The 13,422-nt window shown below is 39.2% G+C and carries 10 protein-coding genes; 8 read left to right on the top strand and 2 right to left on the bottom strand.

Annotated elements, in window-relative coordinates:
* Window positions 1-133 precede the first annotated feature (133 nt).
* The 4 genes from L8106_RS01245 to L8106_RS01230 all read left to right on the top strand — a co-directional run bounded on the left by L8106_RS01245 (window position 134) and on the right by L8106_RS01230 (window position 3,025).
* Complete coding sequence (locus L8106_RS01245; RefSeq protein WP_071941358.1) at window positions 134-589, top strand: Lrp/AsnC family transcriptional regulator; 456 nt, start codon at window positions 134-136, stop codon at window positions 587-589.
* 20 nt (window positions 590-609) lie between these two features.
* Entirely contained in the window at window positions 610-1,221 is a 612-nt protein-coding gene (locus tag L8106_RS01240) for a LysE family translocator (RefSeq protein ID WP_009782336.1), read from the top strand.
* 45 nt (window positions 1,222-1,266) lie between these two features.
* A complete protein-coding gene (locus L8106_RS01235) occupies window positions 1,267-2,157 on the top strand; it encodes an alpha/beta fold hydrolase (protein WP_009782335.1) in 891 nt (296 codons plus the stop codon).
* Window positions 2,158-2,296: 139 nt separating this feature from the next.
* A complete protein-coding gene (locus L8106_RS01230) occupies window positions 2,297-3,025 on the top strand; it encodes a PleD family two-component system response regulator (protein ID WP_009782334.1) in 729 nt (242 codons plus the stop codon).
* A gap of 27 nt (window positions 3,026-3,052) precedes the next feature.
* Here the strand turns inward: L8106_RS01230 and L8106_RS01225 are convergent, their stop codons facing one another.
* Window positions 3,053-3,484: a hypothetical protein gene (locus L8106_RS01225; protein WP_009782333.1), complete on the bottom strand. Its 432-nt coding sequence runs from the start codon at window positions 3,482-3,484 to the stop codon at window positions 3,053-3,055.
* Window positions 3,485-3,917: 433 nt separating this feature from the next.
* On the opposite strand from L8106_RS01225, the gene L8106_RS01220 reads away from it, so the two are divergent.
* Window positions 3,918-8,666 carry a calcium-binding protein gene (locus L8106_RS01220; protein ID WP_009782332.1) on the top strand — a complete coding sequence of 1,583 codons (4,749 nt, stop codon included), beginning with the start codon at window positions 3,918-3,920 and terminating at the stop codon, window positions 8,664-8,666.
* A 153-nt stretch (window positions 8,667-8,819) separates the two neighbouring features.
* Here L8106_RS01220 and L8106_RS01215 read toward each other — a convergent pair whose 3' ends face one another.
* Entirely contained in the window at window positions 8,820-10,292 is a 1,473-nt protein-coding gene (locus L8106_RS01215) for an aldehyde dehydrogenase family protein (RefSeq protein WP_009782331.1), read from the bottom strand.
* A 246-nt stretch (window positions 10,293-10,538) separates the two neighbouring features.
* On the opposite strand from L8106_RS01215, the gene L8106_RS01210 reads away from it, so the two are divergent.
* From L8106_RS01210 to L8106_RS01200, 3 genes are all read left to right on the top strand, one after another.
* Complete coding sequence (locus tag L8106_RS01210) at window positions 10,539-11,831, top strand: glutamate-5-semialdehyde dehydrogenase (protein ID WP_039895259.1); 1,293 nt, start codon at window positions 10,539-10,541, stop codon at window positions 11,829-11,831.
* A 453-nt stretch (window positions 11,832-12,284) separates the two neighbouring features.
* A complete protein-coding gene (locus L8106_RS01205; RefSeq protein WP_009782329.1) occupies window positions 12,285-13,001 on the top strand; it encodes a hypothetical protein in 717 nt (238 codons plus the stop codon).
* Window positions 13,001-13,422: DUF2726 domain-containing protein (locus L8106_RS01200; protein WP_009782328.1), on the top strand; the 422-nt coding region annotated here is incomplete at its 3' end. The genes L8106_RS01205 and L8106_RS01200, both read left to right, overlap by 1 nt.

Genomic DNA, 13,422 nt, shown 5'->3' with positions numbered 1-13,422 from the left:
GATGGGTGTCTCTATATACTTTTTGCTGTCTTCGTTCCAATAACTCAACTTTGCTTTATAGGGTATAATCTTGCAAATACCTTATTTTTTGTGCTATAAACTTTATAAACTTAATAAAATAAGGTTAATTGTCTTGGATACAATAGATATAAAAGTTATTCAGCATCTGATGGTGCAGGGTCGTATCACCTGGTCTGAACTGGCTTCCGTGTTAGGGTTGTCGGCCCCAGCAACAGCAGAACGAGTCAAACGGCTAGAAGAACGAGGTGTCATTCAAGGGTACAACGCCCGTATAAACCCTGAAGCAGTCGGTTGTGAACTCACGGCTTTTATTGCAGTTACTTTGCAACAACCCCAATATCGCGCCGCTTTTTTGCAGCGTATTGAGGAAATGTCCGCAGTCATGGAGTGTCACCACATCACCGGAGACGATGATTATTTATTGAAGGTTCGCTGTCAAAATACTCGCCATTTAGAACGAATTGTCAGTGAAGAAATTAAAGGGATTTCAGGGATTTTAAAAACTCGCACAACGGTTGTTTTATCAACAGCGAAAGAAACTTCAGCAATTCCGTTACCTCCCTTTTGAAAGAAAAGTTGAGTAAATTGATGGAAATGAGTTTTTTCTTAAAAGGTTTATTAATCGGTTTTTCCATTGCTGCTCCCGTTGGGCCGATTGGAGTTTTATGTATTCGTCGTTCTTTAACCTACGGAAAAATGACCGGGTTTATCTCAGGTTTGGGTGCAGCAACAGCGGATGCTCTGTATGGTTGTATTGCGGGATTTGGACTCAGTTTAGTTGCTAATTTTTTAGTCAATCAACAAATTTGGTTTAAAAGTATTGGCGGATTATTTCTTTGTTATTTGGGTCTTAAAACCTTTTTAGAAAAACCTGCTAAAGAAGCAGCTACCTCAACACAATCTGTAGGAGTTTTTGCTTCAACATTTTTCTTGACGATTACTAATCCCATGACTATTTTATCCTTTTTAGCCATCTTTGCAGGATTAGGACTCGCCACAACAAGCACTAATTTTGATGCTGTTCTTTTAGTTTTGGGTGTATTTATGGGTTCAGCATTTTGGTGGTTATTGTTAGCCAGTGGGGTGAGTCTATTCCGAGAAAAATTTAGCGATCGCATTCTCAAAATTATTAACCGAATTTCTGGTATAATTATCTTAGCATTTGGTATTATTGCTCTAGTCACAGGCTTTAAAAGTTAGCGTATTAATCAAGCTAACAGCTAATTTAACCCTTTAAACTCGATCATGTTTCCTAGTTTTCTCCCTGCTCCAGTCCAAAAACTCACTGAATCTACTTCTATTAATCTCGCCCAAAAAATTGAATATCAACCTATTTCTACGCCTCTAAGAAAAAAACCTATTCTCACCAGTTATATTCATCAAGGAAGTGAAGGAACACCAATTTTACTCTTGCATGGTTTTGATAGTTCTGTGTTAGAGTTTAGACGATTATTGCCCAGATTAGCACCTCAAAATGAGACTTGGGCAGTTGATTTATTAGGATTTGGGTTTACAGAACGAGATGTTAATATCCAGATTAGTCCTCGGACAATATCCACTCATTTATACTGTTTTTGGCAGAGTTTAATTCAGCAACCTGTAATATTAGTTGGTACTTCTATGGGTGGTGCTGCTGCTCTTGATTTTACCTTAAATCATCCTGAAGCTGTTAAATCATTAGTTTTAATTGGCAGTGCTGGAATGAGTCCTGGCCCCATTTTAGGGAAGTTTCTCTTTCCTCCGCTTGATACTTTAGCGACTGGATTTTTACGCAACCCTAAAATTAGACAAGGAATTAGTGAAACGGCTTACTTTGACAAAACTTTTGCTTCTCGTGATGCTCAAATTTGTGCAGCATTACATTTAGAAATGCCCTTGTGGAATCGGGCTTTAATTAGTTTTACTAAAAATGGAGGATATGGATCTTTTCGGAAAATGTTACATAAAATTCAGCAGCAAACCTTAATTTTATGGGGGGAAAATGATCGGATTTTAGGAACAGCAGATGCCCAAAAATTTCAGCAAGCTATCGTCAATTCTCAGTTAATCTGGATTAAAAACTGTGGTCATGTCCCTCATTTAGAACAACCTCAACTCACTGCACAATATATTTTAAACTTTCTACAATCAAATTAGGTTGCTATTGACTCTCAATGTTTTAGATCAAAGTTGTAGGTACAATTTGTACCATTAGTGACAACAATATTGGTCAAACTGGGTAAACTAATCACAAGAGTTGATTATTTGTGCCTATCTTTATCCTGTCCTTGCACCCATGAACACCATTTTAATTGTTGAAGATTCTCACACTCAGCGAGAATGTATTTCCTACCAGTTAGCCTGGAATGGCATGAATGTAATTCAAGCGTGTGATGGAATTGATGCTTTAAATAAACTGCAAGCTACCTGTCCAGATTTAATTTTGTTAGACGTTGTTATGCCTCGAATTGATGGCTATCGAGTTTGTCGTTTAATTAAAGCTAACCCCAAAACACAGAATATTCCGGTTGTTTTTATCACGGGAAAAGAACAACATCTAGCAATTTATGAAGGCATAAAACACGCCGAAGCCTATGTCAGTAAGCCTTGGAAAACTCGTGAACTTTTACAGACGATTAAACGAGTATTACTCAAGACTAAAAAATCGACTCATCAAGTTTCATCTGACGATTGGTTTCGCTATGGTATTTTAACTCTAAAACTGATTAAGTTCTATGAAAATCGAACTTCAGCTTTGCAAACATCAGAACATCAAATTATTAAGCTATACAAAAGTGCTGTAAATGCCTTTCAGCAAACGTTAGCAATTGACCCCAATCATTTATTAGCAGGTCAAACGCTAAAAATTACCGACAATAAATGGAAAAAATTACAGCAAGAACTGAATCAAATCCGACCTTGCCAAGTGTGTTTATATTATCATGGTCAGAATGGAATTAACTGTGCTATTCATCCCAACGGGCCTGTTGATGATCTCTGTTTAGACTGGGATTTAAACGAATGAATTAATAATTTTAATTTAGATTTTAATTTAGATTTTCATCTCTGCTATCATTTTTGCTTCTAGTTTTTCTGATAAACTTGAAATATTTTGACCTAAAGTTTGAAAACATTCAGGGGGAGTTAATTCAGGTTCAAAATAGATCAGTTTCACACCATTATTCGCAAAGCCAATCATTAATACTTCTTGTTCAGGTTGATAGCCATCTACTAACCCTAAAATTTCTTGCAGTTTGTTATTTACACTTTTATTTAATTTTTCCAAAGCATCTCGCGAACAAGAAATAAAATGAGGAGTCGGTAAGAGATCAATTCCTAATGTATTGTCATGTTCAGTTTGTTCTTGATAAAATCCCCAAGCTAATGCGGCTAACTCTTGCTGATTATTTTCAACAAATCGATCTAACTGATATTGCCAACTCTTTTCATCTGGTTCCGGTTGAATGCTACCCAAAATTGTCATTTTTATCCTATGATCATTGACCTTAATCTATTTTAAAACAAAGGTGATCAGATGAAAAGCACTCTCACATTACCCTTGACTAGAGTAGTCTCCAGAAGCCGGATTTTTCCTGTGTCTTACTTCTTCAAGCAATGAGAGATGAAAACCGTTTATAAATCTTCAAAATTGATTCGAGAGGAATATAGCAGTGTGAAATGATCCGTAAAAATTCGATCCGCTTAAAGCCCCCAGAATTGGGGGTTTGGGGGCGAGATCTTTTTTATCAGCATTTCCGATTGTTATATATTTTTGTCTTAGTATTTTAAATCACATATTGTTCTCGTTAATTTTACTTAAAATCACAGTTTCCGATGATCTTATATTCGGTTTTTATGTAAGTAATAACATCAATAAAACTTAAATTAATTCAATTTAAAAAAACTCAAAACTCCGGATGAATCAACGAATTCTAGAAGAAGAAGTTAGAAGCAAAAATTCTTCTTCTTTTAGGAGACAACTTTATATGATTATCAATAACTATGATACAGAGGCTTTAGCGATTAACAGCCTTGATAATTTTCTGACCAATAATGATTTACAAACTTTCAACACAGCTAATATTCCCTCCTCTGATGATACGGACTTAATATTGAGTCTAAATTCTTTCGTTCCTAGTCTAGGATCAGATAGCATTTTAGGAACCGAAGGAAATGATATGATATTCAGTTTAGCCGGAAACGATACAATTTTTGGCTTAAGTGGAAATGATGTTTTAGGAGGAAATCAAGATAATGATTTCTTGTTAGGAAATAAAGGAGACGATACCCTTTATGCAGGAAAAGGCGATGATACACTCACCGGAGGTCAAAATAATGATATCCTATTTGGTGATATTGGAAACGATATTGTATTTGGCGATCGCGGTTCAGATGAGGTACTAGGAAACAGTGGAGATGATGTTCTTTATGGAGGAAAAGAAAACGATCTTGTTGCAGGAGGAGTAGGAGATGATATCCTATTTGGTGACTTAGGAAATGATACTTTACTTGGGGATCTCGGTTCAGATACAATTACAGGTGGAGACGGAAATGATACATTTTTTCTAGGTGCAGGAACTGGAGGATTTAGTCTCGCTGAAGCAGATATTATTAACGACTTCAATGTTGAACAAGATGAAATAGGGTTACTCAATCTTCTCACCTTTGATGAGTTGAATATTTATCAAGGTACAGACGAGTTTGTGAGTGATACTATCATTCAAAATAAAAATACAAATGAATTCCTCGCAATTCTCAAAAATGTTAACAGTAATATCCTGAATTCTGATGATTTTACATTACCAGATTCAGATAATGAACCGACGCCAACACCCGAACCTTTACCTGAACCTACTCCTGAACCCACACCCGAACCTTTACCTGAACCCATACCAACACCTTTACCCGAACCCATACCAACACCTTTACCTGAACCTATTCCCGAACCTATCCCCGAACCTTTACCTGAACCTATTCCCGAACCTTTACCTGAACCTATCCCCGAACCTATTCCTGTTGCGGGAACATTAGGCTTTTCTGTCGCCAATATTGATGTCAATGAGAATGCAACAACCGCCACAATTACGGTGAATAGAACGGGTGGAACTGATGGAATTGTTACGGTTAATTATGCTACCAATGATAACACGGCGATAGCTGGAAATGACTACACTACTACCTCTGGAACTCTCACATTTGCGGATACAGAAACGACTCAATCTTTGACGGTTCCAATTTTAGAAGATACCACAGTTGAAGGGAATGAGTTGTTTGATTTAGTTCTCACTAATATCACAGGAGGTGCAACTTTAGGAACCGCAACTTCTAGCGTTAATATTGTTGATAATGATGTCGTTACCAATCCCGGAACATTAGGCTTTTCTGTCGCCAATATTGATGTCAATGAGAATGCAACAACCGCCACAATTACGGTGAATAGAACGGGTGGAACTGATGGAATTGTTACCGTTAATTATGCTACCAATGATAACACGGCGATAGCTGGAAATGACTACACTACTACCTCTGGAACTCTCACATTTGCGGATACAGAAACGACTCAATCTTTGACGGTTCCAATTTTAGAAGATACCACAGTTGAAGGGAATGAGTTGTTTGATTTAGTTCTCACTAATATCACAGGAGGTGCAACTTTAGGAACCGCAACTTCTAGCGTTAATATTGTTGATAATGATGTCGTTACCAATCCCGGAACATTAGGCTTTTCTGTCGCCAATATTGATGTCAATGAGAATGCAGGAACCGCCACAATTACGGTGAATAGAACGGGTGGAACTGATGGAATTGTTACGGTTAATTATGCTACCAATGATAACACGGCGATAGCTGGAAATGACTACACTACTACCTCTGGAACTCTCACATTTGCGGATACAGAAACGACTCAATCTTTGACGGTTCCAATTTTAGAAGATACCACAGTTGAAGGGAATGAGTTGTTTGATTTAGTTCTCACTAATATCACAGGAGGTGCAACTTTAGGAACCGCAACTTCTAGCGTTAATATTGTTGATAATGATGTCGTTACCAATCCCGGAACATTAGGCTTTTCTGTCGCCAATATTGATGTCAATGAGAATGCAACAACCGCCACAATTACGGTGAATAGAACGGGTGGAACTGATGGAATTGTTACCGTTAATTATGCTACCACTGATAACACGGCGATAGCTGGAACTGACTACACTACTACCTCTGGAACTCTCACATTTGCGGATACAGAAACGACTCAATCTTTGACGGTTCCAATTTTAGAAGATACCACAGTTGAAGGGAATGAGTTGTTTGATTTAGTTCTCACTAATATCACAGGAGGTGCAACTTTAGGAACCGCAACTTCTAGCGTTAATATTGTTGATAATGATGTCGTTACCAATCCCGGAACATTAGGCTTTTCTGTCGCCAATATTGATGTCAATGAGAATGCAACAACCGCCACAATTACGGTGAATAGAACGGGTGGAACTGATGGAATTGTTACCGTTAATTATGCTACCAATGATAACACGGCGATAGCTGGAAATGACTACACTGCTACCTCTGGAACTCTCACATTTGCGGATACAGAAACGACTCAATTTTTGACGGTTCCAATTTTGGAAGATACCACAGTTGAAGGGAATGAGTTGTTTGATTTAGTTCTGACTAATATCACAGGAGGTGCAACTTTAGGAACCGCAACTTCTAGCGTTAATATTGTTGATAATGATGTCGTTACCAATCCCGGAACATTAGGCTTTTCTGTCGCCAATATTGATGTCAATGAGAATGCAACAACCGCCACAATTACGGTGAATAGAACGGGTGGAACTGATGGAATTGTTACCGTTAATTATGCTACCAATGATAACACGGCGATAGCTGGAACTGACTACACTGCTACCTCTGGAACTCTCACATTTGCGGATACAGAAACGACTCAATCTTTGACGGTTCCAATTTTAGAAGATACCACAGTTGAAGGGAATGAGTTGTTTGATTTAGTTCTCACTAATATCACAGGAGGTGCAACTTTAGGAACCGCAACTTCTAGCGTTAATATTGTTGATAATGATGTGTTGATGCCGGGAACAATTAACTTTAGTGCGGCTACATTTAGCGTCAATGAAGATGGTACACCAATTACAGAAATTACTGTTACCCGGACTGGAGGAAGTCAGGGTGCTGTTAGTGTTAATTTGACTCAAACAAATGGAAGCGCAACTTCTCCAGCAGATTATACCAACGCACCCATAATAGTTAACTTTGCGGATGGAGATAGTACACCGAAAAGCGTTACAATTCCCATTATCAATGATACCACATTTGAACCGACAGAAACCCTAAACTTAGTCTTAGGAACACCAACTGGTGGGGCAACTTTGGGAACACAAAATACAGCTTCATTGCAAATTGTTGATAATGATCCAAGTAGTAATCTTCAACTTACCAGTGCAACTTACTTAGGAACTGCAAGTGATGATTTAGCCAGTGCGGTTGAAATTTCTCCTATCGATCAAGCGATTATTGTAGCAGGAAACTTTAATGGTGCGGGTGAAATTCGTCGCCTAACTGATGCCAATACAGCACCCCTTTCAACAACAGCTTTAGGCGGTGTTGTTAACGATATGGATGTTGATCGCGATAGTGGTGAAATTGTTACAGTTGGTAGCTTTGGAATCAAAGTTTATAATCAAAATGCTGGAACCGTTTTATGGTCACAAACCGGAACATTTGACCGAGTTGCAGTTGCAAATGATGGTACTGTTGCCACACTAACAAATAGCAATGATACAGTTACATTGTGGAGTCCAACCGGAACTCAATTAGCCACTCAAACCTTAACTGGAACCGATATTCGTCCGGCGGATATTACCATTAATCCCACCACAAAACAAGTGTATGTAACCGGATTTAATCAAGTCACTGCCAACTTACAAACGCCCTTTATCCGAGGATTTGATACTAATCTCGCACAAATTTGGAACACTTGGGATTATAGCGCAGCACAAGTAACCGGACAAAATTTAGGGGCAGATACACGGGGAGAACGAATTACTTTCGGACAAAATGGTGGACTCTATTTCCTGGGTAAAACAGATGGCGGAAATAACGTATTTCAACGAGATGGTGAAGATATTACCCAACAATTAGCCACCAAAGTTACCGTTGATCAATTCAATAATTTTGCGGGTGCAGGTGCAGGTTCATTCACCTTCCATTCTCAAATTAATCCAACGAATGGTAATATCGAACGAGGTCAATTTATCTTAACTAACGATGGAACGAAACCCAATAGTTTTAACCCACATTCCATCACCGCAGATGAGTTTGGAAATGTCTATATTGGTGGTTCCTCTGCGTTCCAACTCCAAAACCGAAATAGCCAACAAATAAACGGTGAAACGGTTGGAAATTACACTTTGGGTGAAATTGCAGTCATCGGATTAACACCTGATTATACAGTGCGAAAATTCTGGACTCCTTTAACTCAAACAGGTGATACAGATGGTTCCAAAGGGAATGTCAATGGATTTGCAGTTCGTAATGGTCAAGCAGCGATTTTTGCAACGATTAATCAACCCGCAGTCGCGACAACTCCCGGTGCAATTAACCCCAATCCTCTAGGTGCAAAGGATGCTTATTTAGCTCTTTGGAATATCTAGATAAAAAGTAGGGTGCATCAAAGTACACATCTTTTTTCAACAATTACCAAATCAACCAGTTTAATGCACCTTACCCTAAATATAGTAGGGTGCATCAAGTTTTTAATGTTGTTCAATCATCAGCAAATCAACCAGTTTGATGCACCTTACATCTTACAATCGAATATTTACCGTTTTAATTTCGGTGTATTGTTGCAAACCATACTCACCCAATTCACGGCCAATTCCTGACTGTTTAAAGCCACCAAAAGGCGCTGCTACATCAAAAGCATGATAAGTATTAACCCAAACTGTTCCTGCCCGAACACTGTGAGCAACTTTATGGGCTTTACTGAGATCTTTTGTCCAAATTCCTGCGGCTAAACCATATATTGTATCGTTCGCCCGTTGAATGACTTCCTCAACATCTTTGAACTTAATAATACTCATTACCGGGCCAAAAATTTCTTCACGGGCAATTTTCATGTGGTCTTGAACATCAGCAAAAACAGTTGGTTCAATAAAATAACCGCGATCGCCTACACGCTTTCCACCACATAAAACTTTAGCGCCTTCACGCATTCCCGACTCAATATAACTCATCACTCTTTCAAACTGAACATCATCAACTTGGGGGCCTTGTTGAGTCTGTTCATCAAAGGGATCTCCGACTCGGCGTTGTTGAGCTTTTTCCGCACATTTCTGCACAAATTCATCGTAACAACTTTCTTCAACAAACACCCGTGAACCTGCGTTACAACATTGCCCTTGATTAAAGAATAAACCCAGATGAACCCCTGCAATTGCTGCATCAAAATCGGCATCCGCAAACACAATATTCGGACTCTTTCCACCCAACTCTAAAGTCACCCGTTTTAGGTTCGTTTTAGCAGCCGCTTCCATAATTAAATGTCCGACTTCTGTTGAACCTGTAAACGCAACTTTGTCAATATCCATGTGATGAGAAATAGCCGCACCCGCAGTAGGCCCGTAACCTGATAAAATATTAACGACTCCCGGCGGAAACCCTGCTTCTAATATTAATTCCCCAATTCGTAAAGCAGAAAGCGGCGTTTGTTCTGCCGTTTTTAGAATCACAGTATTTCCCGCAGCCAACGCAGGGCCGAGTTTCCAGGCTTGCATAACAAGGGGAAAATTCCAGGGAATAATTTGACCGACAACGCCTACAGGTTCATGGCGAGTGTAACATAAATGGGGGCCGTCAACGGGAATCGTTTTACCTTGAATTTTATCCGCCCAACCTGCATAATACCGATAACAAGCGATCGCAAACGGTAAATCTATTGTCATAGACTCGCCGATAGGTTTCCCATTATCAAGGGTTTCTAAAAGGGCAAGTTCTTCTTTGTTTTGTTCGATTAAATCCGCTAATTTATACAGAAGTTCACCCCGTTTTCGGGCAGAAATATTCGGCCAATCTCCCGAATTAAACGCTTTCCGGGCGGCTGTTACCGCTTTTTCTACATCCGCAGCATCGGCTTCTGCAACATCACAAATCACTTCTCCTGTTGCGGGGTTTATGGTTTCAAAACGCTTCCCAGAAACGCTATCTACCCATTCATTATTAATCAACAGTTTCGTCTGACTGATTTTAACTTTTTCTTGAGGTTGTGCTGTGGTTACCATAACTTTATCCTAAATTGAGTTTCAATTTGAGAGCTAGTTGTATTGTGATGATCAAATGGAACAATTTGAGTAAATTTTATATTTTTTTTAGACTTGGATTGAGTTTCCTAAATCCCTTAAAATGATAAGTAATTATACTGGGTTTGACTTCAAAAATTGAACGTATAGTTTGATGAATGAACCAACTCGGTTAAAATCTACATTACAGCAAACATTTAAAGCCAATATTAAGACTTAGCAACCAACATGATGACTTCCAACTCTCTAACCGATCTCGCCCAACAAACTCGTCAAGCCGCCCAAAAATTAGCCGTTGTTTCTACAGAAGCTAAAAATCAAGCTTTAGAAGCAATCGCCCAAGCCTTAGAAGCCGCGACTGCTGATATTATCGCCGCCAACAAAACCGACTGTCAACAAGCCGAAAAAGATAGCATTCCCAAGCCGTTATATAATCGGCTAAAGATGGATGAAACCAAGTTAAAAAGTGCAATCACGGGTTTAAGAAATGTTGGTAAATTACCCGATCCAGTCGGTAAAATTCAAATTCATCGAGAACTAGATGAAGGGTTAATTCTCCAGCGTTTAACTTGTCCGTTAGGCGTTTTAGGAGTTGTTTTTGAAGCCCGTCCCGATGCGGTCATACAAATTTCGGCTTTGGCAATAAAATCGGGTAATGGAGTGATTTTAAAAGGCGGAAAAGAGGCAACAAATACCTGTCAAGTTTTGGTAAAAGCCATTCAAACCGGACTCTCCAAAACGGCGATTAATCCCAACGCCGTCCAACTGTTAACCACCCGAGAAGAAATTATCGAACTGTTAAAACTCGATGAATATGTTGACCTGATTATTCCTAGAGGGTCTAACGCTTTTGTGAGATTTATTCAGGAAAATACGCGAATTCCGGTGTTAGGTCATGCGGATGGAATTTGTCACGTTTACATCGATAAATTAGCCGATATTCAGAAAGCGGTTAACATCACGGTTGACGCGAAAACAAACTATCCCGCAGCCTGTAACGCTGTAGAAACATTGTTAGTTCATTCTGATATTGCGGCTGAATTTTTGCCGAAAGTTGTGGGCGAATTAAAACAGCATAAGGTTGAATTGCGGGGCGATGAACGCACTCAAAATATTACCCCAATGCAAGCGGCGACTGTCGAAGATTGGTCTACAGAATATTGTGATTTAATCTTATCTATTAAAATTGTAGACTCCTTAGAAGATGCGATCACTCATATCAACACCTACGGTTCCAAACATACAGAAGCGATCGTAACGGAAGACACAGAAACCGCCCAAACGTTTCTTGATTTTGTTGATGCTGCGGGCGTTTTTCACAACTGTTCAACTCGGTTTGCTGATGGTTTTCGCTATGGGTTTGGGGCGGAAGTTGGTATTAGTACCCAACAAATGCCTCCGCGTGGGCCAGTGGGTTTAGAAGGGTTAGTAACCTATAAGTATAAAGTGGTCGGAAATGGTCATATTGCGGCGACTTATTCGGGTGAAAATGCCAAACCTTTTACCCATAAAGACCTCTAATTTTGTTAACCTCCTCGCCTCCCTCCGTCCCTCAAATTTAGCCTCTGCCCCCCTCCGCCCCCCAAGTTTAGCCTCTGCCCCCCTCCGCCCCCCAAATTTGGGGGGAACTAAGTTTTTCCAAGTCCCCATCTTTCCAAGTCCCCCATCTTTCCAAGTCCCCCAGAATTGGGGGATTTAGGGGGCAGGGGATTTAGGGGGAGTGTAAAACGGTATCTAGAAAGCGAGGGGAGTAACAGGTTTGAGAAAATAACTCAACTCATCTCAAGAGGGCTAAATCCCTGCTATAAAAGGATTTCAGCCAATTCCATCCGACGGGGGCTATTAGCCAAAATGTCCATTTTCTGGTCAATTCGGCGAAATCTAAAAATCTTAGCCAAGATTATTGACACTTTTAGGAAGGGTGATCTATACTAATTTCTATAAACCTTAGCCAAGATTCATGGAAATTAGCCTATGTGTCCACAGGAGTTTGACTTAATTCAACGCATCAGGATAGAGGATGGCGTTCCTCGCGTCATTTCAACCCGCATCCAGGTGATCGAAGGTGGAGAAGATTTGATGTCTTTAGCGATCAATTTGTTAAAAGAACTTGGTTTCTATGACAAATTTGAGGAGAAACGCACTTCTCAATATATTGGTTATAAACTCAAAAATCCGAGGAAAGGTGCAAAACGTTATCAGTTAATTTTGCAAGAAAGAAAAGGAGAGTTATGTATTTCAATACCGGAAAATTTATTAGAAAAAAATACTTTAAAAATTTTCAACTGTGAACAAACTGGTGAAGAATTTCCTGATACAGTAGATGTTTTGATAGAACAAATCTGGGTTGTACCTAGTAAAGAGGATATATTTTTAAAGACTATACAATCAAAGTATGGAAAATTAGGTTTAGAGCAGCTAAATAGCGAAGTCGTTGGTTCTTTTTATCCTTTTTGTCGTGAATACGAATTTTCTGGTTTTTGTGGTGAATACGAAGGTTATGTAGCAGGGATGGAGGTCGAGTATTTGGCTGGTGATTTTGACATGGCTAGTTTAGGAGATCCCGATACTTACCTAACATTTCAGGAAGATAAGCTTTTTCCATATACAAAGCAATTTTGTATCAAATCTCCAGAGGTTGTTCAAGAATTTCTTAACACTTTTGGTAAAATTATTATGGAGCAAAACTAATGTCTGTCAAAGCCAAACGACTGATTAATTACCACGCCGAAGCCATGCTGGATTTTTTACAGACTTGTGTGGGAACAGAATATAAAATCTTTCCAGAAGTGTCACTGGCGAGAATTTGTGAACAGGTGAATAATTTAGAGTATGAATTGAGACGATTTTTATTTAGTTCCAGTTCGGTAGATGCACTAATTATTGACTCGGACTACAATCCTTGCTTAGTCGTTGAGTTTCAATCGTTCTATCACGATTCTGCTAAAGCAAAAGAACGCGATCGCAAAAAAGCCGCTTTACTTAAACTTGCGGGTGTTCCCCTCATTTATTCTCGGATTGATAACGTTAAGTTACTGCATCTGTATTCAGAGGATGAAGCAATTATTCATAATCTATTTACCGGGGAAAGACGAGAAGATGCTCAAGCTTT

The sequence above is a fragment of the Lyngbya sp. PCC 8106 genome, from assembly GCF_000169095.1.
Lineage (GTDB): Bacteria > Cyanobacteriota > Cyanobacteriia > Cyanobacteriales > Microcoleaceae > Capilliphycus.
The sequence above is the reverse complement of the archived record's forward strand: the minus strand, read 5'-3'. Positions and strand labels throughout refer to the sequence as shown.

Coding starts and splice junctions, on each gene's coding strand:
- L8106_RS01235 (WP_009782335.1), top strand. CDS start 1,267: ATGTTTCCTAGTTTTCTCCCTGCTCCAGTCCAAAAACTCACTGAATCT.
- L8106_RS01220 (WP_009782332.1), top strand. CDS start 3,918: ATGAATCAACGAATTCTAGAAGAAGAAGTTAGAAGCAAAAATTCTTCT.
- L8106_RS01240 (WP_009782336.1), top strand. CDS start 610: ATGGAAATGAGTTTTTTCTTAAAAGGTTTATTAATCGGTTTTTCCATT.
- L8106_RS01230 (WP_009782334.1), top strand. CDS start 2,297: ATGAACACCATTTTAATTGTTGAAGATTCTCACACTCAGCGAGAATGT.
- L8106_RS01215 (WP_009782331.1), bottom strand. CDS start 10,292: ATGGTAACCACAGCACAACCTCAAGAAAAAGTTAAAATCAGTCAGACG.
- L8106_RS01210 (WP_039895259.1), top strand. CDS start 10,539: ATGATGACTTCCAACTCTCTAACCGATCTCGCCCAACAAACTCGTCAA.
- L8106_RS01225 (WP_009782333.1), bottom strand. CDS start 3,484: ATGACAATTTTGGGTAGCATTCAACCGGAACCAGATGAAAAGAGTTGG.
- L8106_RS01205 (WP_009782329.1), top strand. CDS start 12,285: ATGTGTCCACAGGAGTTTGACTTAATTCAACGCATCAGGATAGAGGAT.